Below are 20,030 nucleotides of genomic sequence, written 5' to 3' on the forward strand. Positions count from 1 at the left end.
CCATGGACACGACCACCCTGCTGCTCTTCTCGGCCACCGTGCTGCCGCTGATCGCCACTCCCGGCCCGGACATGCTGTTCATCGTCGCCCAGACCCTGGGCGGCGGCGCCGGTGCCGGATTGCGCGCAACGACCGGGGTCTGCACCGGATACCTGGTGCATTCGATGCTCGCGGCACTCGGGCTGGCGGCCCTGATCGCCGCGTCGCCGCCGCTGTTCGCGATGCTTCGCTGGGCGGGCGTCGCCTACCTGGCCTGGCTGGCCTGGCGCCTGCTGCGGTCGGCGACGCGACCGGGTGGTTTGCAGGTCGGCGGCGACGGGCACAGGGCGGAATTCCGCCGCGGTTTCCTGACCGCCGCACTCAATCCGAAAGGCATGCTGATCTACTTCGCGATCCTGCCGCAGTTCATCTCGAGCACCACTCCGGCGGCGCCGCAGGCCATTGCGCTGTCGGCCATCTTCATCGGCCTGTGCGCGGCGTTCTATTCCCTGCTCGCCCTGGCCATGGCGTCCGGCGGCTGGCGCAATGGTCTCGACGAACGTCGCCGCCGCTGGATCGAAGGCGTGTCCGGCGGGCTCATCGCGGTGGCGGCGGGAAAGCTGGCCATCGGCTGATCATCGTCCGGAGTGCGGCACGCATCCGGCCTGCTATCGTTCCACCCGCCGCGAACGCGGCGGATACCGGAGGTCATCGCATGCGTGGTCTGGACTTCAGTTCGTGGCAGACATTGCTGTCGACGCTGCTCGGCCTGGCGGTAATCACCTTGATCGGCGTCGGTATCCGCCTGTTGGTCATGCAGACCATCCAGCAACGGCGGGAACGCGAGAATCGCCAGATCAACGAACGGCTGCGCACGCTCATCGCCGCCTACAAGACCCTGGGAGGTTCCTTCACCGGCCATCTGGCCGTGGACCCGACGCACCTGCGGGATCTTCGGATCCGGCAGGCCCAGGGCGGTGACGACGAGGCCGGCACCGGTTCGGATCGTTCGCGGAGGATTCGCGACGCGGTCGAGGCCGCGCTGTCCGACATCGTCCTGCTGGGCACCGACGAACAGGTGCGGCTGGCCGCCCGCGCCGCCACCGACATGGTGGAAGGCCGGCCGATACGCACCGATGAACTGGTGATGTCGCTGCGCGATTTCATCCGCCAAGCCCTTGATCTGGATCCGATACCGCCCGGCCTGGCCATTCCTCCCCAGGGCCCGGCGCGTCCCGGTGGCGGCGGTGGCAAGGCCAGCAAGAACGAGGGCGCGCGCGACGACCCACGCCAGGGTGGCGGCAAGACGGGTAACGCCGGAGCCGGAGCGGGTGGCGCCGGCGCGGGAATGGGCCTGGGTGCCGGCATGGCGCTGGGAGATGAAGCCGAATCCCGGCGCTGATCGTGGTCGTCAGCCGGTCAGAACGCGTCGCTGCCGGGGCGCAGTTCGATACCCAGGGCCACGCACAGCTGCTGCATGCCCTCGTCGTCCCGGCTGAGCGCGATCCAGCCCGCATACGCATCGCCGTCGGTGTTCCAGTTCCAGAGCGTGTAGCCATGTTCGCGCAGGCGGTCATAGGCCACCGCCATCAGGCCCGGCACGTCCACGCCATCGAGGAAGTCTTCGTCGCCGGGATCGCCGCCCCAGTCGATGTCGATGTTCCAGCGCGCAGCCAGTTCATTCACGCTGTCGATCAGCGACTCGCTGTCCTTCCAGTCGACATAGAAACCCGACGTCCAGTCGATCGCGTCCTTCAGCGCCCACAGCATCCGGCCATCGTCGTCGCTGTCGGCCTCGGCCATGCGCTCGCGCCAGGCCGCGAACTGGCGCAGCGCGGTCTCCTCGTCACCCGGGTTGATCAGTACCAGCAGGTTCCAGATCAGGGCTTCCTGATCGCCCAGATCGATGTCCTCGTCCTCGTCGTCACCGGAGCGGGAGAACGCATCGTCGGCGTCGAAGTCGTCTTCGTCGGGTCGGGTCATGGGAAATGTCCTGGATATCCGCGGGATTCCTGCCTCGCCTCCACCATGGGGTTCGTCACCGAGGACGCGGGCCGCGGCAGGAACTTGGGAGGCGGCCCCCGGACGTTTATCCTATGCGCCTTCCGCGACACATGAAACCACCACCATGAGCACCGAAACGCCCCCCGACCGCCTGGCCTCCGACCCGCGCAGCCCCTTCCACGATGCGGAAATGATCGACCGCGGCGTGGGCATCCGCTTCAATGGTGTCGAACGCGACAACGTCGAGGAATACTGCGTCAGCGAAGGATGGATCCGGGTGCCGGTGGGCAAGTCCAAGGATCGCCGCGGCAATCCGATGACGTTGAAGATCAAGGGCGAAGTGGTCGCCTACTTCCGCGAACAGCATTGAGTTCACGGCGGGCGCCCGCGCCCGCCATGCATCATCGGATTGTGCTCGGGTGGAACAGGCGTTCCACCCGATCACCCGCGACCTGTCGAATCAGGCAGCCTGATGGTTGGCGTACCGCTGCTTGCGTTGCAGCGAGGCACGATGGGTCGCGACCATCCGGGCCAGGCCCTGCCGCCGGGCGTCGCTTTCCGGCAGGCAGGCCAGCACCGGGTCCCATTGTCCCGCCTTGACCCAGCGCGAGAAGCGCACGTAGACGCTGTGGTTGGCGCCGTATTCGATGGGCAGGCAACGCCAGTAGGCATCGTTGCTTCCCGCCATCCACAGCACCGCCTCGACGAAACAGCGGGCACTGGATTTGTGGCCGCGCGCGCGCGCACCGAGTCTTCCCCCGAGATTGACCACGATGTGCGCCCACTCGTCATCGCTCAACTGGGGTTCAAGCACCGCCGACAGGGAACAGGACGCATCCTGCGTCTGCGTCAGGCGGCTGATCGTGGCGTCGAGACTTTCCTGATTTTCAGTCAGCATGTTCTGGCTACCGTCTGGGACATGGAAGCGGCGGACTCCGTGCCCACTGCAGACATCGTCTTGGCCCCTTGTCTGCATATCCGTCGGCAACCGCGGATCCACCGTTTTGGCAGTGTTCTTCCCGTCACAGGCCATCGAACATCGGAATCGTCTGAAAAATTCCGGAATGGCACGGATTCGCCGGTGCGCAAGCGATAATTCCGCCGTAAAGCGCACGTTCCGCAGACGTAGTCACAAAATATGCGATGGCGGTGGCTTGCGAATCCGATAGGTTCGCGGAATGGCAAAGCCCCGATATAGAATGTGACTGCTTTCAGCCCAGAATCCGGGAGACCACGGCACATGACATTGAAGATCGTGCTCGCCGACGATCACCCGATCATCGTTGCCGCTGTCCGTCAGCTGCTCGAACGCTCGGGCCACGAGATCGTCGCGGTTGCCGGTTCCAGCGGTTCGCTGATGGAGATCCTCGCCCAGCATCCCTGCGACCTGGTGATTACCGATTTCAGCATGCCCAACGAGGACGAAGCCGACGGCTTGTCCCTGATCGGACTGCTGCAGCGCCGCCTGCCCGAGATGCCGCTGATCGTGCTGACCATGGTCACCAACCCGGCCGTCCTGCAATCGATCCTGGATATCGGCGTGCGTGGCCTGATCAACAAGACCGACGCCATGACCGAACTGGCCACGGCCGTGCAGACGGTCATGCGTGGGCAGATCTACGTCAGCAAGGCCAGCCAGCGCCTGCTGATCCAGGCCGGCAACGGCAAGTCCGCGCAAGCGGTTCCGCTTTCGCCGCGCGAGACCGAGGTCATCCGCCTGTTCGCATCGGGCAAGTCGGTGACCGAGATCGCCCGCCAGCTCAACCGGAGCGTCAAGACCATCAGCACGCAGAAGCAGGAGGCGATGGCCAAGCTGGGGTTGAAGAACGACTTCGACATCTACGCCTACGCGCGCGAGAAGGGCATGCTCTCCTGACGGACGACCGTGTCTCCGTACAAAAACGCTGTCTGAGAGATGAAGCACGCCCGCGGGCGTCGCGACATTAGGAATAATCCGATTCGAAGGCCAGGGCACCACTCCTAGGCTGACGCGCATCGCTTTTGCGCGTGCCTGTCATGTCCTTCCGTGTTTCCTCCCGCCTGCGTGCGTGCCTGTCCGGCATGCTGGCATTGGCCGGGTCCCTCTGCCTGTCACTGATCGTGGTCGCCCATGCGGCCGCGCATACGACGCTGGCGTTGGACCAGGAGGAAATCGCCTGGCGTCGCGCCCATCCGGTGTTGCGCGTGGGCGTATTCGCGGGCGATCACATGCCGCTGGAAGCCTGGATGGGAGGCCAGCCGGAAGGATTGGGCATCGACTACGTCCGCCTGCTTGCATCGCGCGCCGGCTTGCAGGTCGCCTTCCATCCATTCACCGACTGGGAGGCCGTCGCGTCGCGCTCCGCCAGGCGGGTACCGCCTTTCGATCTGCTGCTCGCGCTGCCCCATACCCGTGGCGACGAGGGCCACGTCCGCCTGCTGCGGACCTACCTGAGCGCCGCTCCCGTGCTGGTCACTCGTCGCAATGACACGCGCACGCGCGATCAACGGGATCTGGAGCGGGCGCGGATTCTCATCGAGCGCCGCTTCCAGGACACCATCGTGCGCCTGCAGGGCGCCTATCCGCACGCGGTGCTGCAGTACTGCGATACCGGCCTGCAATGCCTGGACAGCCTGGCCCGTGGCGAAGCCGACGCCTACATCGGCGTCACCGCGGCCCGCACCCGGGCGCTGCTGGCCGGTCGCCGGGCCGATGATCTCAACCTGACCGGATCGGCGGGCCTGCCGGCCCTGGCGTTCTCGCCCGCGGTGCGGGTCGATGCGGCTCCCCTGGCCTCGTTGCTGGACAAGGCCGCCGCCAGCATCGACGAAGCGGAACTGGCCCGGCTGCGCGATCGCTGGGGCTTTGGCGATTCCGCCGAAGACGGCGCCGCGGCCAACGCCTCGCTGAGCGCCGGGGAACTGGAACGCCTGCGCGCGCTGCCGACGCTGCGGGTGGGATTCGAGGTGGATAGGTACCCGTACAGCTTCATGGACGGTGAAGGCCGCTTCGATGGATTGGCCGCTGACTATCTCGCCCATCTGGGCGAACAGCTGGGCCTGCGCCTGCAGCCGATTCCGGCACGCGACTGGGATCACCTGCAACAGATGATCAAGTCCGGCGAGATCGATCTGGTCGCGGCCGGCACGCCAGACGATTTCCATCATGACGATGTCGCATTCAGCCGGCCATACGAGTACTTCCCGGAAGTGATCGTGGCGTCCACGCATGGTCCGGCCATCGCCGGCGCACGCGACCTCGACGGGCGGGTGGTCGCGGTCCGCGACGAAGCCGGATTGATAGGCAGGCTGCAGAGCCAGTTGCAGCGGACCACGTTCCGTCCGGTTGCCAGCAACGAGGCGGGCCTGGCGATGGTGTCCGAGCGACAGGCCGATGCCTACATCGGCACCCTGCCCGCGATTGATTCGCTGATACGCGATCACTATGCCGCGGATCTGCGGGTGGTGGGACCGGCGGAACTCGACCAGGAGCTCGCATTCGGCGCACGCGGCGACCTGCAGGCGCTGCTGCCGCTGTTCGATCGCGTGCTGGCCAACATGGCACCCGCGCAGAAGCGCGCCATCCGCGCACGCTGGCTCAGCAGTTCCTATCACTACGGGGTGCCGTGGGGCTGGGTCGCGGGCGGCATCGCCATGGCCCTGGTCATCATCGGCGCGGTCATGCTGGCGTACGCCCGACTGCACCGCCTGACCCGCGCCCGGGTGTGCGCGGAGCAAGCGTTGGAAGCACAGCTGTCATTCCAGCGCGCATTGCTGGAAACCATTCCCTATCCCATCTTCGCCAGGGACGCGCATGGACGGTACCTGGCGGTCAACCAGGCCTACGAGGCGATGTTCCGATGCGGGCGGGATTCACTGCTGGGGCGCCGGCTCGACGACGCGCGGCCGGACCCGGGCGCGGATCTGGCCGGCATGCGGATTGCCGATCGCGCGCTGCCCGGACGCGAAGCCTCGGAACACGGCGAGCTGCGGCTGCCGGAGACGGAGGCCGGCGCGGCGCCGCGCGACGTGATCCTGTGGTCGCACGCATTCCTCTACGACGCCGACGAACCCGCCGGGCGGCTGGCGACCCTCGTGGATGTCAGCGAGATCCGTGCCGCGCAGGCACGCGCGCGCTCTTCCGAGCAGCGCCTGTCCGACATCACCGATGCCATTCCGGCGACGGTCTTCCAGTTCCGGCTCTCGCCGCGGGGCGAGCGGCGTTTCATCTATGCGGCCGGCAATGTGCAGGACCTGCTGGGCCTCTCGGCGGAACAACTGGTCGCCGACGAACGCCAGCTCTACGACCGCCTGCATCCGGATGATCGCGAACACCTCAAGGCGGCCTTGCGGGAGACCGCGCGCACCCTGCGTGCCCTGCCCACGCTGGATCTCCGGCTGAGGTTCGGGGATCGCTGGCATTGGGTGCGAACCGAGGCGGGACAACCGCGCAGACTGCCCGACGGAACCCTGGAATGGAGCGGGTACTGGATTGACATCGACGCCGCGCATGCGCAGGAACAGGCGCTGCACGACGCCAAGGCGCGCGCCGAATCGGCCGCGGCGACCAAGGCGGCGTTCCTGGCCTCGATGAGCCATGAAATCCGCACGCCGATGGCAGGCGTGCTGGGCCTGATTGAACTGCTGGCACGCACGACGATGAACCGCGAGCAGGCGCACATGCTTCGCCTGGCCGACGACTCGGCCAAGGCGATGCTACAGATCCTCGACGATATCCTCGACTATTCGCGGATCGAGGCCGGCAGGCTGGCGATCGCCCGCCAGCCTTTCGATCCGCGCGCGCTGGTCGACAGCGTCGCCGGCCTGTTCACCGCGCGCGCCAGGGAAAAGCACGTCCGCCTGCACGTGATCCAGGAAAACCGGGTGGCCGGCGCGCTGCTGGGCGATGCCACGCGGATCCGGCAGGTGCTCAGCAACCTGGTCAGCAACGCCATCAAGTTCACCGACGATGGCCATGTCGCGCTGAGGCTGTCGGTCGTCGGGGAAACCGATGGATACCAGCGCATCCGCTTCACCATCACCGATACCGGCATCGGAATCGGGAAAGACGATCTCGCCCAGTTGTTCCATCCCTTCGTGCAGGCGGAAGGGTCGGAAGCACGCCGGTTCGGTGGCACCGGACTGGGCCTGGCGATCAGCCGCCGCATCGCCTCCCTGATGGACGGCGATTTGCGCCTGGCCAGCGAACCCGGCATCGGGACGGAAGCGGTGTTCGAACTGAGCCTGCCGGTCAGCGAGCCGCTCCGGCCGGTGGCGGCGTTCGCGGGCAAACGCGCCTGGTTGCGCAGCCGCGACCCGTGGCGAAACGAAGGCCTGTTTCATTCGCTGTCGGCACTGGGTTTCGACGTGCTGAGCGGCGAAGGCACCGACCTTCCGGCGTCCGTCGGTTTCGATCTGGCGGTCGTCGATGCCTGTGCCGTCGGTCCGGCCGGTTGCGCACCGGAAACGCCCTGCGTCCGCGTCGACCTGCAGGCGCCCCTCGCCGCAGGACCGGGGCGCGCCTGCATCGCGCTGCCGGGCGATCCGCTGCTGCATCACGCCGTGGCCGAGGCTTGCCGGGAAGCCCTCGGCGAACAGCCGGCCCGTGAACCGACGCCCGCGCTCCCGCCAGCATTTCCGGTGAACCGGCATGTCCTGGTTGCGGAGGATCATCCGGTCAACCGGGCGCTGATCGCGCGCCAGCTGGATCGCCTCGGCTACACGCATACCGTGGTGGAGGATGGCGAACGCGCGCTGGCGGTCCTCGCGGCAGGTGGCATCGATCTGCTGATCACCGATTGCCACATGCCGGGCCTGGACGGGCTGGCGCTGACGCGCAGGATCCGCGCCGCCGAGCCGTCCGGCCGCCACCTGCCCGTCATCGCGCTTTCGGCCAGCGCGCTGCCCGAGCAGGCCAGGCGTTGCCTGGAGGCCGGCGCGGACGATTTCCTCGCCAAGCCGGTGCGACTGGATCAATTGGCGGGCAAGCTGGCGCACCACCTGCGCCCGTCGCCCGCCTCCCAGTCCGTGCTCGAACCACAGCCCGCACCGCAGGACGTGCTTCCGGACGGCGACGATGGCGATCTGATTCCCGACCTGGTCGCGGCGTGCCGCGAGGACCTTGCGCGGCTGGATCGCTTGCCGGCCTCGGCACTGGTCGCCCGGCGCGAGCTGCTGCACCGCATGGAAGGCGCGCTGGCGCTGGTGGCACCGGTTCCGGAAGGCGATGTATTCGCGGCGGACGCCCGCGCGATCGGCCAACGCGAACAGGAGATACGCGAGCGGGTGGCGTTCCTCGAGGCATCGCTCCTGCAAGACCACCATCACGCCAGCGCCCTGCCCCATCCGCCCTGAAAAAACCCCGGTCCATCCAAAGATCGGAGCGCCAGACGTCGCATGCATCCGGTCCGGGCAATCGTTCCGGCCACGCACTTTTCACGGCTTCCTCCAGCGGCTGAGCCAAAGCACCCGTTCGCTTTGCATTTCTTGCGGTCCTGACGAGGGTCTCGGAGCTTTCCGATTCCAGCGCTCCGCCACGCCGGCCAATCTGCCGATCCGTCCGGAGTCCGCCGGACGCAATCACCGCGCCTTTCGGCGTGCCGGACCGGAGGCATGAACAAGATGGAAGCAACGATGCTGTGGGCCGATCGTGGCCGGACCCTGCGCTGCGGAGAAACCACCACTCCGCATGCACCGCCGCGCTGTCTCGCCGTTTCCCGCCAGGGCAATCTCGGCCTGCAGGCGCGCCGGTTCTCGTTGTGGGTACAGGTGCGGGGCGAAGCCTGGATAGAGTCCGCCGAAGGACGGTTCCGGCTGAGGCCGGGCCAGTGGATCGCCCTGGACCGGGAGTCGCGCCCCACCGTCCAGGCCAGTTCGACCGGGCTGTGCCTGGGCATGTCGTTCGAGGCGGGCGGATCGCCCTCGCGGCGGCCGGCGGATGATTCGCGGGTATATCCGGGTCGCGGACGATTGAATCGCCGCGAACGCGTGGTCTTCCTGCGTTTGTGGCGGCGTGCCTGCCCACGTGCGCTGATGGGGGCCGGCAGCCACGGCGATACCCGGCCACTGCTGGCGTTCATGGCCGAAGTACAGCGCGACCTCCAGCGCTTCGCGCAACGCTGCCCCGGCAGGACCCGCGGCCACCGCCACCAGGTGTTCGTGCGCTTGCAACGCGCCCGCCTGTACCTGAAGGGACATCACCACCGGCGCATCCCCATGCGCGAGCTCGCCCGCCTGGTCAATTTCTCGCACAGCTATTTTTCGCGCACCTACACCTTCGTCTACGAGGAGCAGCCGCAGGTGACGGCATCGCGGATCCGCCTCGCCCATGCCGCGGATCTTCTGATCAGCACGGGCGCACCCATCGGCGAAATCGCCCAGGCGTCCGGATTCGAGAACAACTGCAGCTTCTCGCGCGCCTTCCGCGCGCACTTCGGCATCTCCGCCACCGACTATCGCCGTCACGGCGATCAGCAGGAAGGCAATTCGAGCAAAGCCACTGCGTAAAGCTAGCAACGTCTCCGCTCACATCCGCCGGTAACGTTAAGAAGGCGTTTTTTTAGCCTTATTTAGCGTTCCCAGGAGAGCATTCGAAATGAAGTACAAGAAGTCCACGTCGGCCCTGCGGCTCGGCGTTCTGCAGGCGTCCGTGCTGCTGGCCCTGTCCCCCGCCGCCTTCGCGCAATCGTCCGACCAGGTCTCGACACTCGACAAGGTCGAGGTGACCGGATCGCGTATCCGTGGCGTGCAGATGGAAACGCGTCAACCTGTGCTGACGCTCAGTCGCCAGGATATCGAGAAGCAGGGCTTCACGTCTGTCGCCGACGTCCTGCAGAACCTTACCTCCGCGGGTTCCCCATCGATATCGCGCGCCAACGCGCTTTCTGCGGGTGAAGCCGTCGGTGGAAGCTATATCGACATCCGTCATCTCGGTACCACGCGAACGCTGATCCTGGTCAATGGAAAGCGGCTTGGCGCCACCACGGGAGGGTCTCAGGATCTCAGCCAGATTCCGATGGCGGCCATCGAGCGTATCGATGTGCTCAAGGATGGCGCTTCAGCGATCTACGGATCCGATGCCATTGCGGGCGTGGTCAATGTCATCACGCGCAAACAGACTGAAGGCCTGGAAGTGAATGCCTATTGGGGCCAGGATAGCGCCGGCGATAGCCGAACCAATCAGTATTCCTTCAGCCTCGGCACCCAGGGCGAACGCAGTGGAACCACCCTCTCGGTGGAATACCATCAGCAGAAGCCCGTATCGGCGGGAGATCGCTGGTTCAGCAAATGGGGGAGCGCCGGCCCGGACTACAAGGGTGATGGCTGGAGTCCGATCAGCCAGAACGGCTCGTTCTGCGATCCGTGCTCGCCTGCGGCTGCCGCAAAGTGGTGGACGTTGAAGGATGGCGGCGATCCGACGAATCGTGCCGACTATCGGTTGCACACCGCTTCGGACAACGCAAACGCCAACCAGCAGATGTACCTCCAGACGGGCGTCGAACGCCGTTCGGTGTTCGCCAGCGCGTACTACGACATCAACGACCGCGTGACCTTCAACGTGGACGCGCTCTACAACCATCGGACCGCCGATCAGCAGATCGCCGGCTATCCCTATCAATCCGCCGCCTTTGGAACACCTCTCAGCCGCGACAGCGCGTTCAACCCGACGCCCGGCCAGGACGTCACCTTCCGCCGCCGCCTCTGGGAAGTCCCCCGCACGACCAGGAGCGAACTGGAAACCTACCGCTTCGCGGGCAGCCTCGACGGTAATTTCGAAATGGGTGGCCGCCAATGGAACTGGGACATCGGCGCGCTCTGGAACCGCAACACGCTGACCAAGACGGGGCATGGCGACGCCAGCCTGATCGCTACCCGGCAGGCGCTCGGTCCGTCATTCATCAACGGTGATGGCGTCGCGCAATGCGGCTCCGCCAACAGCCCCATCCCGTTGACCGCCTGCCGCCCCTGGAATCCCCTCCTCCCTCACGGCGTGGATGGCCAAGGATCGCTGGCCAACGCGGACCTGCAACGTTTCCTGCTGCCGCACTACACCGACACCGGCCTGACCCGCACCACCAGCTATACCGCCAACCTCGCGGGCGGCCTGTTCGACCTGCCTGCGGGCGAGGTGGGCCTGGCGATCGGCGTGGAACATCGCAAGGAAGAAGGGCGCTTCGCCCCCGATGCGTTCTCCCAGTCGGGTGAGAGCACAGGCCTGGGCGGATCCACCACGGAAGGTTCCTACAAACTGGATGAGGTCTATCTGGAGCTGAATGTTCCGATCCTTGCGGACCTGCCGGGCGCCAAGGAGCTGACGTTCAACGCCGCGGGGCGTTACTCCGACTACAGCAATTTTGGCGACACCACCAACGCCAAGTACGGGTTCACGTGGCGTCCACTGGACGAGCTCTTGGTTCGCGGCACGTTCGCCGAAGGCTTCCGGGCTCCCTCCATCAGCAATCTTTATGGCGGTTTCTCCACCAGCTTCGAGCGCTACACCGATCCCTGCGGCACCAAGGCCACCGACACCGTGAATGGCAACGCCGCCTGCAATGCCGCCGGGGTCCCCGTGGGCTATGTCCAGTTGGGACAGGGCCTGATTCCCTGCACCAGCTACCCCTGCCAGACGCCGGACCAGTTCATCCGGATGCCGAACGCGCAGCTGCGCCCGGAAACCTCCCGCAGCAAGACCGTTGGTGTGGTGTGGAGTCCGCGCTGGGTGCAAGGCCTGGATATCTCGCTGGACTGGTACAACTACTCGCTCAAGGACATGATCATCTCCGACAGCGTTGATCGCATTCTTCGGGATTGCTATGTCCTCGGAAATGCATCCCGCTGCTCCTCCGTTCAGCGCGATCCGAGCGACGGCCATATCACCGGAATGACGTACGGACTCATCAACCTGGGCCGCATGGAGACGGAAGGCTACGACCTGGGCGTCAAGTACCGGCTTCCCGAGTTTGCCGCAGGACAGTTCAGCATCGACTGGCAGTCTTCCTACGTCAGCAAGTACGACGAGCAGAAGCAGAACCGCCACGGAGTCGACATCATGAGCGGTTCGGTTGGCATCCCCGGCATCTTCCGGCTTCGTTCCAACCTGGGTGTCGATTGGCAGAAGAACGAGTTCGGCATTTCGTGGACCGCGCGCTATTACTCCGGCATGCGGGAAAGTTGTGTCCCCAACCGGCCGTGCACCGATCCCGGCCGCTATGCCGACGGCGAGAAAAGTGCCGCCCGCCGCGTTGGCGCCAACACGTTCCACGACATCCAGGCGCGCGTAAACCTGCCGTGGGAAGCGACGGTTTCTCTGGGTGCGGACAACATGTTCAACCACCGCGGACCGTTGCTGTTCTCCAACTCGAATGCCCGCAGCAGCGACTTCCCGTACTACGGCGACTTCGACATCGGCAGGTTCATCTACATGAAGTACCAGCAGCGGTTCTGATCCGCCGCCAAGATGAAGTGCCCTCAACCTCTCCCGTCCGCGGGAGAGGTTTTTTCATGCATCCAGGCACGCCGCCGCACGCGCCAGCATCAGGTCGCGTTCGCGGGCGTTGCGGGTCAGGGCGGCGGCACGTTCGAAGGCTTCGCGTGCTTCGCCGCGGCGACCCAGTTGTTCGAGCAGGTCACCGCGGACCGCGGGCAGCTGCGGGTATTCGCGCAGCAGCGGTTCCTCGCCCAGTGCATCCACCAGCAGCAAGGCCGCGGCCGCGCCCTCGGCGCGGCTCAGGGCCACGGCGCGATTGAGTTCCACCACCGGCGACGGCATCACCGCCGCCAGCTGCGCGTAGAGGGCGGCAATGCGGGGCCAATCGGTCTGATCGGCGCGCACGGCGCGGGCGTGGCAGGCGGCGATCGAGGCCTGGAGGGTATAGGGCAGCTGCGCGCCACCCAGTTTCACCGAGCGCTCCAGCGCCTGCAGGCCGCGCTGGATCTGCAGGCGATCCCAGCGCGCGCGATCCTGTTCCAGCAATAGAATCGGCGTGCCGTCGGGCGCGGTGCGCGCGCGGGCCCGCGAGGCCTGCAGTTCCATCAGGGCGAGCAGGCCGTGCACTTCCGGTTCGTTCGGCACCAGTCCGGCCAGCACGCGACCCTGGCGCAGGGCCTCCTCGCACAGCGCCGGGCGCATCCAGTCATCGCCGGCGGTGGCGGAGTAGCCTTCGTTGAAAATCAGGTAGACGACTTCCAGCACCGAATCCAGGCGCTCGGCCAGTTCGCTCCGGCGCGGCACCTCGAACGGCACCTGCTTCTGCGCCAGGGTGCGCTTGGCGCGCACGATGCGCTGGGCGATGGTCGGCTCCGCCTGCAGGAATGCGCGCGCGATTTCATCGGTGGACAGGCCGCCCAGCAGGCGCAGGGTCAGCGCCGTCCGCGCCTCGGTGGAGAGCACCGGGTGACAGGCGATGAACACCAGGCGCAGCAGATCGTCGCCGATGTCGTCTTCCAGCCGGTCGCTGTCGTCAGGACCGGGCATGTCCTGCCCATCCAGCTCGTAGGCCAGTTCGTCGTGCTTGCGCGCGTGCAGTTGGTGCTGGCGCAGGCGATCGATGGCGCGATGCTTGGCCGCGGTCATCAGCCAGGCGGCGGGATTGTCGGGCACGCCCGACGCCGGCCAGCGTTCCAACGCGGACACCAGCACGTCCTGTGCCATCTCCTCGGCCAGGCCGACGTCGCCCAGCATGCGGGTCAGGCGGGCAATCAGGCGCGGGGATTCCATTCGCCAGAGCGCGTCGAGGGTGCGGTGCAGATCGTGGGGGGCCATGGCCGGCGATCTGACCACCGCCCGGCGCACCGTGCAAGCTGAATGGCGGACGCCTCATCGGCACACCCCTTTTGTCCAGGTCCGCGGGCGGTTCGCCTTCCCTGGGCGCGGCCGTCCGGAAGCCGCCCTGCCGGCCGTGTCGGCCGTTTTTGCTAGCAGCCGTCCAGTTCGAAGTAATGCAGCGGCCGGATCTCGATGCCCCATCCCCAGGCCTCGCCCTCGTCCAGCCGCGTGGTGGGGTGCAGCATCGCGATGCGCACGGCATGGTCGATGTCGTCGGCCTCGATGAGGAACGCGCTGCCGACGCGTGCCTCGCCCGGCGCGAACGGTCCCTCGGCCACCCGCACCGCGTCCCCGACCCGGCGCAGGCTGTGGATTTCCCGACCCAGCCCGGCGTCCAGGATGACCTGCCCGCTGCCATACAGCTCCTCCAGATGCGGCTCGCATTGCCGCATCGCCTGTTCGACCTGTTCGCGCGGGCAGGCGTCCATCCGTTCCGGATCGAAGTAGCCCAGGCACAGATACTTCATCGCGTCCGCCCTCCGCTCAGCGCACCGGACCGCGCGCGCCGTCCGGGCGTTCGAACTTCAGGTGCACGACCGTCGGCGTGGCCAGCGTGCGCACCAGCGCCAGGCCGTGCAGATCGTCGCCGATCCGTTCGAACAGGCGTTCGCCGCCGCCCAACAGCACCGGCACCAGATGCAGCTCCATTTCATCGACCAAGCCCGCCGACAGGTACTGGCGTGCCGCCTGCGCACCTCCGGCCAGGGCGACATCGCGGCCATCGGCGGCGCGGCGCGCCTGTTCGAGAGCGGCATGGATGCCCTCGGTGACGAAGTGGAAGCGCGTGTCGCCCAGCGCCAGCGGTGGCCGCGGATGGCGGGTCAGCACGAATACCGGATGGTGGAAGGGCGGGTCATCTCCCCACCAGCCATTCCAGGGCGTGCGCTCGTTCCATCCGCCCGGATGTCCGCCGAACATGTTGCGCCCCATGATCGTGGCGCCGATGCCGGCCATCGATTCCTCCATGACCGTGGTGCTGGCGTTGACGTCGCCACCTTCCATGCCGTGCGCCCGGCGCCATGACGCCAGCGCGGTTGCCCAGTGATGCAGGCGTTCGCCGCCGATGCCCAGCGGGTTCTGCACGCTCTGTTGCGGACCGGCGACATGGCCGTCCAGCGAGATCGAAATACGGAAACGCAGCCGCGACATGAGTTGCTCCTGGGATGTGCCGGTCCGGAATGTTCCTCGCTCAGTCCTCGCCGGCGGCAATCTTCCGCTGGCGCTCGAGCTCTTCCGCCGAGGGTTGCTCCAGGCCGAAGTAGCCATACTCCGGCCGGCCCTCCATGCGATAGCACTGGCGGATCACGCCGGTATCGAAGGCTTGGTGCGATTGCAGACGCAGCGATGCCGGCACCGCGCCGTCGGCGAACAGCCGCTTGCCCTCGCCCAGCACCACCGGGAACCACCACAGCTGCAGTTCGTCGATCAGATCCTCGCGCAGCAGCGTCTGCACCAGCCCACCGCTGCCGTGCACCTGCAGTTCGGCGCCGCGCTGCCGCTTCAGCCGGCGGATATCCGCCGCCACGTCGGCTTCCAGCCGCTCGCTGCCCTGCCATGCCAACGTATCCAGCGTGCGCGTGGCGACGTATTTGGGGATGCGGTTGAAGCGCGCGGCCACCGGGTCCTCGTCGCCGACATGCGGCCAGTGGGCGGCGAATATCTCGTAAGTGCGCCGGCCCAGCAGCAGGGCATCGAGATTCGCCATGCCGCCGTTGATCAGGGTGAGCATCGCCTCGTCGAAATAGGGCGCGGCCCACCCACCATGCCGGAAGCCGCCGCTGCGGTCCTCGTCCGGACCGCCCGGCGCCTGCACCACGCCATCCAGGCTCAGGAAGGCGGTCACCACCAGTTTCATGACACCTGCTCCGTTTCCTGTTCCTGCTCCTGCATCGCGGCCATGTCCATGTAGACGACTTCCCACAGGTAGCCGTCCGGATCCTCGAAGCAGCGCTGGTACATGAAGCCATGATCCTGCGGCTCGCGCGGCTGGCGACCACCCGACGCGATGGCCGCGTCGGCCAGCTTGTCCACACCGGCGCGGTCGTCCGCGGACAGGCACAGGATGGCCTGGGCATGCGTGCCCGGGTCGGCCAGCGCCTTGTCGGTGAAGCCCTGGAAGAATTCCCGGGTCAGCAGCATCACGTAGATGGTGTCGCTGATGACCAGGCAGGCGCCCTGCTCGTTGGTGAACTGCGGGTTGAAGTGGTAGCCGAGGCCCTCGTAGAACGCTTTCGAGCGGGCCATGTCGGATACGGCGATGTTGACGAAGATTTGCGTGGGCATCGGAATTTTCCTGGTTGTATGGCGTATGGATTTCGGGAGGAAATTGCAGGGGCTCAGGTGCAGTTGATCATCCAGCGCACGCCATGCCGATCGGCGAGGCTGCCATAGCGCCGCGCCCAGAACGTCTGCTGCAGCGGCATCTCGACCACCTGCGCGCCTTCGGACAGCGCGGCGTACAGCGATTCGGCCTGTTCCGGATCATCCAGATCGATCACCACGTAGGCGCCGGTGACGCCCTGGTAGGGATGATCGGGCGTGGCGTCGGTTCCCATCAGGCTGAACGCGCCGACGTCGACGCGGCCATGCAGGATCCGCTCCTTGAGCGCGGCGGGCAGGTCGCCGCAACCGGGGGTTTCGCCGAAGCTCTGCATCGCGGCCACCTGGCCGCCCAGCAATCCGGCATACCAGGTCAGGGCCTGGCGGCAGTCGCCATCGAAACTGAGATAGTGCTTGAGACGCATGGGAGGATTCCTTTTCTTGTCAGGGATGTTGCGGGAGGATGCGGGTACGCGTTACTTCTCGCCGGCGATGCGCGCGGCCAGGCGTTCTTCCTGCTCACGCAATTCCGGCGTGAGCGCTTCGCCGAAGTCGTCGAGTTCGAAGATCGGACGGATTTCGACCTCGGCGCCGCCGTCGAAGGGCGCGCGCTTGAGCCACTCGATGGCTTCTTCCAGCGAACGCACCTGCCAGATCCAGAAGCCGGCAACCAATTCCTTGGTCTCGGCAAACGGACCGTCGATGACGGTGCGCTGCTTGCCATCGAAGCGCACGCGCGCGGCATGCGAGGTCGGGCGCAGTCCCTCGCCGGCCAGCATGACCCCGGCGTTGACGAGTTCCTCGTTGAAACGGCCCATTTCTTCCAGTTGCTGCTGGGTGGGCATCACGCCGGCTTCGGTATCGGCATCGGCTTTCACGAACACAATCACTTTCATGTCGTACTCCTTCGGAGGGAATGGGAAGGGCGGCGTCCGGAGGCCGGAGCATCGCTGCTTACTGGGTACGACGGGCGTGAAGGGCCGGGATCGACAGCCCCCTCAAAAAATTTTTCCGGGGGCGGGCACTCCGGGCAGCGCCGGTCTCGACCGCTGCGACGGTTGGGCCGGAGGATGCCCGCCCCGCCCGGATGCGGCATCATGCGCGCTCCGGCGGCGGCACCCGTCCCCCTCACTGGAGCAAGACATGCAGTACCTGTTGCTGGTCTATACCGATGACGCCCTGCTGGAGACCCTGCCTCCGGGCGAATACGACCAACTGATGCGCGGCTGCCTGAGCCACGCCGACGAACTGAAGCAGGCCGGCACCCTGATTGCCAGCCAGCAGCTGGAGCCGGGCCGCACCGCGCGTTCGCTGCGCATCCGCAACGGCCAGCCGGCCATCACCGACGGCCCGTTCGCGGAGACCAAGGAAGTGTTGGCCGGCTTCAATCTGATCGAAGCCGACAACCTGGACGAGGCGGTGCGGATCGCCCATGAGTTTCCGTGGTCGCGCTTCGGCTGCATCGAAGTGCGGCCGGTGCACGACATGGGGCTGGAACGGCAGCGGGTCGGCCTGGGCTGAGTTCCGCCATCGCGCGGCTTACAGCTGCGCGCTGATCCGCGCCTTCACGCCGGGATGGTCGCGGTAATACGCCGCGTTGTCGGCCAGATCACGCCAGCGGCGATGGTCGGCCAGGGTCCGGCCGATCTGCTGGGCCACCCGCTGCAGCAGCGCCGGCTCGGGCGGGTGCTCGCCTTCCAGCGCGCCCTCCATCAGGTGGAGCATCAGCTGCGCCCGATCCAGGCAGGTTTCGGCCTCGCGGGAGGCATTGCCGTGCAGGGCCTCCAGCCGCGCCGGCGGGAAGCGGGTGATGCCGACGTCGGCCAGGACCGGTTCGTGCGCCCCCTGCAGCAGGTGCAGCAATTGCGACAGTGAGTTTTCGTTGGACGCGACGCTCTCCGCGGGTATCGCGTCCACGCTTTCCTGGTGAGCGGTTTCACTTCTTGAATACGGATGCACGGGCAACCTCCTTGTGCGTTCAGTCGATGTGATCCCGTGCCCGTCCAGCGGCTTTCCCGTTGACGAAAAACGAGATTCAAACACGGTAGATGAATGCTCTGTAGATTGTCAAACGGTAGCGGGTGAGTCTGAGACATGGCCAAGCCGTCGTCCCCGCCGCGCTCCGCGACTACCGCGCGCGAACGCATTTCCGTGAACCTGAAGAAACTGCGCAAGGCGCGCAATCTGAGCCAGGAAGAACTGGCTGAACTCGGCGAATTCCATCGCACCTACGTGTCACAGTTGGAGCGCTGCGTCACCAACATCTCCATCGACGGCCTGGAACGGCTGGCGAACGCGCTGTCGGTGGACATCCGGGAACTGCTCAAGCCGATCGACTGATCCGCGCCGCCGGCCGCCCATCGGTTCGGCCAACGACGACGCCCTACTCCGCCGCCATCCCGATCAGCTTGGCGACCGTGTTGAGGTTGCGCGCGGTACCGGCCCGCGCGGCGGGAATGACCAGGCGGGAGTCGGCCATGCCGTCGCCGTAGTGCACGTAGATCTCGCGTTCGCCCAATGCGATCTGTTCGTCGCGCCGATGCCGCAGTGTGGCCAGCGTATCGGCCGGCGGCGGTTCATCCAGGAAGATCACCACCACCCGGTTGGGCGCCGCCGTGGTGAACGGCTGCGCCTCCAGCGCGCGCACGAGTTCCGCATGCTGGCGCAGCACCACGCCGACCGGCTTGCCGGCGTAGGCGGCCAGGCGTTCCTCCAGTGCGGCCTTCACCCCCGCGGCCCGCTTGGGGCTGCGGAACACCACGTTGCCGCTGGCGATGTAGGTGCGCACGTCGCGGAAACCGGCGTCCTCGCACATGGCGCGCAGTTCGGCCATCGGCAGTTTGCCGGTACCACCGACATTCACGGCGCGCAGCAGGGCGATATAGGTTTCCATCGCGCCAGCATACGCGCTCCCATCACGCGGCGGCGCGGGCGGAGTTTCCCGCGTGTCTCACCGGGGACGGCGTGGCCGGGGCTGGCTCCGCTTCACATGGAGGACGGGGTGACGGTGGTCGCCATGACTTTTCCCACGGGTCGCGCCGGCGCGCATCCGCGAAGCTTGCGCCATCGTTCCACCCGGATACCGCCATGCGCCCGTTGCCGCTCATCCTGTCCGTCCTCGCGCTGCTGCCGCTGGCGGCCCACGCCGGGGAGCCGGTGCGGCCCAAGGTCGATTCCCGCCAATGCGGCATCAGCACGCCGTACAACGTGCTGGTCGATACCGGCGGCGTGTGGCTGTACCGTGACGAGGGTTCGCCGCGCGAGGTGTTCTTCCACGACGGCGAACTGAGCGTGGACCGCAAGGTGCGCACGATCAGCGATGCCGACGCGCAGCGCCTGCGCCAGCTGGAATACCAGGCTTACCGGCTGATGCCGGAAGTGGCCGGGCTGGCCCGCGATTCGGTCGAGGTGACCTTCGATGCGCTGTCCGGCGTGGTCGAGGCGATGACCGGCAGCAAGCGCAAGGCGCGCAAGGTGGACGATTTCCGCAGCGAGGCGATCGGCCATGTCGATCGCACCCTGGGTCGCGGTCGCTGGGATCAGGAAGTCTTCGACGAGAAGTTCGAGGAGAACATCGAGAACGCGGCCGAATCGATGGCCTCGATGATCGGGCGCAGCGCATTGTGGAGCGTGTTCACCGGCCGCGCCGGGCAGTTGGAAGCGCGCGCGGACAAGATGGATCGGGAGCTGGAGCAGATGCTGGAAGTGCGCACGAAAGCCATTGAGGTGCGCGCGGACGGTCTGTGCGCGCAGGTCCGCGCCATCGACGCTGTGCAGGCGGCGCTGGAATACCGCCACGAGGGCCAGCCGCTGCGCCTGCTGGAAATCTCGGGCGATGACGGAGAGAACAAGGCGGCCGTGGCCGCGCGTCCCTGAGCGACGCCATGCGGCCTGCCGGCCGCGTCCGCCGTTTTCAGGGCGGACA

20 protein-coding genes and 2 pseudogenes are annotated in these 20,030 nt (G+C 66.7%); 11 read left to right on the forward strand and 11 right to left on the reverse strand.

Annotation, left to right across the window (positions count from 1 at the left end; translation table 11 throughout):
* The first annotated feature begins 2 nt into the window (after positions 1-2).
* On the forward strand, positions 3-614 hold the full coding sequence (locus ACTJI2_RS08140) for a LysE family translocator (protein WP_440841697.1): 612 nt from the start codon (positions 3-5) through the stop codon (positions 612-614).
* Between the two features lie 80 nt (positions 615-694).
* Positions 695-1,381 carry a hypothetical protein gene (locus ACTJI2_RS08145; protein WP_440841699.1) on the forward strand — a complete coding sequence of 229 codons (687 nt, stop codon included), beginning with the start codon at positions 695-697 and terminating at the stop codon, positions 1,379-1,381.
* A gap of 17 nt (positions 1,382-1,398) precedes the next feature.
* Here ACTJI2_RS08145 and ACTJI2_RS08150 read toward each other — a convergent pair whose 3' ends face one another.
* The gene (locus tag ACTJI2_RS08150; RefSeq protein ID WP_440841700.1) at positions 1,399-1,962 is read right to left on the reverse strand and encodes a DUF6630 family protein; all 564 of its coding nucleotides are present in this window, start codon (positions 1,960-1,962) and stop codon (positions 1,399-1,401) included.
* Between the two features lie 145 nt (positions 1,963-2,107).
* Here ACTJI2_RS08150 and ACTJI2_RS08155 point away from each other — a divergent pair, with 145 nt between their 5' ends.
* Entirely contained in the window at positions 2,108-2,353 is a 246-nt protein-coding gene (locus ACTJI2_RS08155; RefSeq protein ID WP_183640663.1) for a DUF3297 family protein, read from the forward strand.
* A 90-nt stretch (positions 2,354-2,443) separates the two neighbouring features.
* On the opposite strand, the gene ACTJI2_RS08160 is transcribed toward ACTJI2_RS08155, so the two are convergent.
* Positions 2,444-2,881 carry a transposase gene (locus tag ACTJI2_RS08160; RefSeq protein WP_192199063.1) on the reverse strand — a complete coding sequence of 146 codons (438 nt, stop codon included), beginning with the start codon at positions 2,879-2,881 and terminating at the stop codon, positions 2,444-2,446.
* 342 nt (positions 2,882-3,223) lie between these two features.
* Between ACTJI2_RS08160 and ACTJI2_RS08165 the strand changes: the two genes are divergently transcribed.
* The 5 genes and pseudogenes from ACTJI2_RS08165 (at position 3,224) to ACTJI2_RS08185 (ending at position 12,406) form a co-directional block, all read left to right on the forward strand.
* Entirely contained in the window at positions 3,224-3,859 is a 636-nt protein-coding gene (locus tag ACTJI2_RS08165; protein WP_183640658.1) for a response regulator transcription factor, read from the forward strand.
* Positions 3,860-4,209: 350 nt separating this feature from the next.
* Positions 4,210-7,197 (forward strand): annotated as a pseudogene (locus tag ACTJI2_RS08170) (ATP-binding protein); the annotation flags it as partial.
* 429 nt (positions 7,198-7,626) lie between these two features.
* A pseudogene (locus ACTJI2_RS08175) lies at positions 7,627-8,316 on the forward strand (response regulator); the annotation flags it as partial.
* A gap of 258 nt (positions 8,317-8,574) precedes the next feature.
* Positions 8,575-9,468 (forward strand): AraC family transcriptional regulator, encoded by an 894-nt coding sequence (locus ACTJI2_RS08180; RefSeq protein WP_192199060.1) that lies wholly within the window; start codon positions 8,575-8,577, stop codon positions 9,466-9,468.
* An 88-nt stretch (positions 9,469-9,556) separates the two neighbouring features.
* Positions 9,557-12,406: a TonB-dependent receptor plug domain-containing protein gene (locus ACTJI2_RS08185; protein ID WP_440841701.1), complete on the forward strand. Its 2,850-nt coding sequence runs from the start codon at positions 9,557-9,559 to the stop codon at positions 12,404-12,406.
* Between the two features lie 54 nt (positions 12,407-12,460).
* Here ACTJI2_RS08185 and ACTJI2_RS08190 read toward each other — a convergent pair whose 3' ends face one another.
* The 7 genes from ACTJI2_RS08190 to ACTJI2_RS08220 all read right to left on the reverse strand — a co-directional run bounded on the left by ACTJI2_RS08190 (position 12,461) and on the right by ACTJI2_RS08220 (position 17,001).
* Positions 12,461-13,723 (reverse strand): RNA polymerase sigma factor, encoded by a 1,263-nt coding sequence (locus ACTJI2_RS08190; protein ID WP_192199058.1) that lies wholly within the window; start codon positions 13,721-13,723, stop codon positions 12,461-12,463.
* Positions 13,724-13,875: 152 nt separating this feature from the next.
* Entirely contained in the window at positions 13,876-14,253 is a 378-nt protein-coding gene (locus ACTJI2_RS08195; protein ID WP_183640644.1) for a YciI family protein, read from the reverse strand.
* 16 nt (positions 14,254-14,269) lie between these two features.
* Positions 14,270-14,935 carry a dihydrofolate reductase family protein gene (locus ACTJI2_RS08200; RefSeq protein ID WP_440841704.1) on the reverse strand — a complete coding sequence of 222 codons (666 nt, stop codon included), beginning with the start codon at positions 14,933-14,935 and terminating at the stop codon, positions 14,270-14,272.
* 40 nt (positions 14,936-14,975) lie between these two features.
* Positions 14,976-15,641 carry a dihydrofolate reductase family protein gene (locus ACTJI2_RS08205; protein WP_183640638.1) on the reverse strand — a complete coding sequence of 222 codons (666 nt, stop codon included), beginning with the start codon at positions 15,639-15,641 and terminating at the stop codon, positions 14,976-14,978.
* Positions 15,638-16,069, reverse strand: a complete 432-nt coding sequence (locus tag ACTJI2_RS08210; RefSeq protein ID WP_440841706.1) for a VOC family protein — start codon at positions 16,067-16,069, stop codon at positions 15,638-15,640. The genes ACTJI2_RS08205 and ACTJI2_RS08210 overlap by 4 nt, the downstream gene beginning before the upstream one ends.
* A gap of 53 nt (positions 16,070-16,122) precedes the next feature.
* Positions 16,123-16,530 (reverse strand): VOC family protein, encoded by a 408-nt coding sequence (locus ACTJI2_RS08215; RefSeq protein WP_440841708.1) that lies wholly within the window; start codon positions 16,528-16,530, stop codon positions 16,123-16,125.
* Positions 16,531-16,581: 51 nt separating this feature from the next.
* Positions 16,582-17,001 (reverse strand): YciI family protein, encoded by a 420-nt coding sequence (locus ACTJI2_RS08220; RefSeq protein WP_183640629.1) that lies wholly within the window; start codon positions 16,999-17,001, stop codon positions 16,582-16,584.
* Between the two features lie 247 nt (positions 17,002-17,248).
* Here ACTJI2_RS08220 and ACTJI2_RS08225 point away from each other — a divergent pair, with 247 nt between their 5' ends.
* Positions 17,249-17,626: a YciI family protein gene (locus tag ACTJI2_RS08225; RefSeq protein WP_440841710.1), complete on the forward strand. Its 378-nt coding sequence runs from the start codon at positions 17,249-17,251 to the stop codon at positions 17,624-17,626.
* A gap of 18 nt (positions 17,627-17,644) precedes the next feature.
* Here the strand turns inward: ACTJI2_RS08225 and ACTJI2_RS08230 are convergent, their stop codons facing one another.
* On the reverse strand, positions 17,645-18,022 hold the full coding sequence (locus ACTJI2_RS08230; RefSeq protein WP_183640625.1) for a hypothetical protein: 378 nt from the start codon (positions 18,020-18,022) through the stop codon (positions 17,645-17,647).
* Between the two features lie 234 nt (positions 18,023-18,256).
* Between ACTJI2_RS08230 and ACTJI2_RS08235 the strand changes: the two genes are divergently transcribed.
* Complete coding sequence (locus ACTJI2_RS08235; RefSeq protein WP_440841711.1) at positions 18,257-18,445, forward strand: helix-turn-helix domain-containing protein; 189 nt, start codon at positions 18,257-18,259, stop codon at positions 18,443-18,445.
* A 43-nt stretch (positions 18,446-18,488) separates the two neighbouring features.
* On the opposite strand, the gene ACTJI2_RS08240 is transcribed toward ACTJI2_RS08235, so the two are convergent.
* The gene (locus tag ACTJI2_RS08240; protein WP_440841712.1) at positions 18,489-18,998 is read right to left on the reverse strand and encodes a DUF1697 domain-containing protein; all 510 of its coding nucleotides are present in this window, start codon (positions 18,996-18,998) and stop codon (positions 18,489-18,491) included.
* A 194-nt stretch (positions 18,999-19,192) separates the two neighbouring features.
* Between ACTJI2_RS08240 and ACTJI2_RS08245 the strand changes: the two genes are divergently transcribed.
* On the forward strand, positions 19,193-19,981 hold the full coding sequence (locus tag ACTJI2_RS08245; protein WP_440841713.1) for a DUF2884 family protein: 789 nt from the start codon (positions 19,193-19,195) through the stop codon (positions 19,979-19,981).
* Positions 19,982-20,030 lie beyond the last annotated feature (49 nt).

The organism is Pseudoxanthomonas sp. 22568 (genome assembly GCF_052044485.1).
Classification (GTDB): domain Bacteria; phylum Pseudomonadota; class Gammaproteobacteria; order Xanthomonadales; family Xanthomonadaceae; genus Pseudoxanthomonas_A; species Pseudoxanthomonas_A beigongshangi.

Excerpts from the sequence above, each read along its gene's own strand:
- ACTJI2_RS08140 (WP_440841697.1), top strand. The coding sequence starts at position 3 with ATGGACACGACCACCCTGCTGCTCTTCTCGGCCACCGTGCTGCCGCTG.
- ACTJI2_RS08145 (WP_440841699.1), top strand. The coding sequence starts at position 695 with ATGCGTGGTCTGGACTTCAGTTCGTGGCAGACATTGCTGTCGACGCTG.
- ACTJI2_RS08150 (WP_440841700.1), bottom strand. The coding sequence starts at position 1,962 with ATGACCCGACCCGACGAAGACGACTTCGACGCCGACGATGCGTTCTCC.
- ACTJI2_RS08155 (WP_183640663.1), top strand. The coding sequence starts at position 2,108 with ATGAGCACCGAAACGCCCCCCGACCGCCTGGCCTCCGACCCGCGCAGC.
- ACTJI2_RS08160 (WP_192199063.1), bottom strand. The coding sequence starts at position 2,881 with ATGCTGACTGAAAATCAGGAAAGTCTCGACGCCACGATCAGCCGCCTG.
- ACTJI2_RS08165 (WP_183640658.1), top strand. The coding sequence starts at position 3,224 with ATGACATTGAAGATCGTGCTCGCCGACGATCACCCGATCATCGTTGCC.
- ACTJI2_RS08180 (WP_192199060.1), top strand. The coding sequence starts at position 8,575 with ATGAACAAGATGGAAGCAACGATGCTGTGGGCCGATCGTGGCCGGACC.
- ACTJI2_RS08185 (WP_440841701.1), top strand. The coding sequence starts at position 9,557 with ATGAAGTACAAGAAGTCCACGTCGGCCCTGCGGCTCGGCGTTCTGCAG.
- ACTJI2_RS08190 (WP_192199058.1), bottom strand. The coding sequence starts at position 13,723 with ATGGCCCCCCACGATCTGCACCGCACCCTCGACGCGCTCTGGCGAATG.
- ACTJI2_RS08195 (WP_183640644.1), bottom strand. The coding sequence starts at position 14,253 with ATGAAGTATCTGTGCCTGGGCTACTTCGATCCGGAACGGATGGACGCC.
- ACTJI2_RS08200 (WP_440841704.1), bottom strand. The coding sequence starts at position 14,935 with ATGTCGCGGCTGCGTTTCCGTATTTCGATCTCGCTGGACGGCCATGTC.
- ACTJI2_RS08205 (WP_183640638.1), bottom strand. The coding sequence starts at position 15,641 with ATGAAACTGGTGGTGACCGCCTTCCTGAGCCTGGATGGCGTGGTGCAG.
- ACTJI2_RS08210 (WP_440841706.1), bottom strand. The coding sequence starts at position 16,069 with ATGCCCACGCAAATCTTCGTCAACATCGCCGTATCCGACATGGCCCGC.
- ACTJI2_RS08215 (WP_440841708.1), bottom strand. The coding sequence starts at position 16,530 with ATGCGTCTCAAGCACTATCTCAGTTTCGATGGCGACTGCCGCCAGGCC.
- ACTJI2_RS08220 (WP_183640629.1), bottom strand. The coding sequence starts at position 17,001 with ATGAAAGTGATTGTGTTCGTGAAAGCCGATGCCGATACCGAAGCCGGC.
- ACTJI2_RS08225 (WP_440841710.1), top strand. The coding sequence starts at position 17,249 with ATGCAGTACCTGTTGCTGGTCTATACCGATGACGCCCTGCTGGAGACC.
- ACTJI2_RS08240 (WP_440841712.1), bottom strand. The coding sequence starts at position 18,998 with ATGGAAACCTATATCGCCCTGCTGCGCGCCGTGAATGTCGGTGGTACC.
- ACTJI2_RS08245 (WP_440841713.1), top strand. The coding sequence starts at position 19,193 with ATGCGCCCGTTGCCGCTCATCCTGTCCGTCCTCGCGCTGCTGCCGCTG.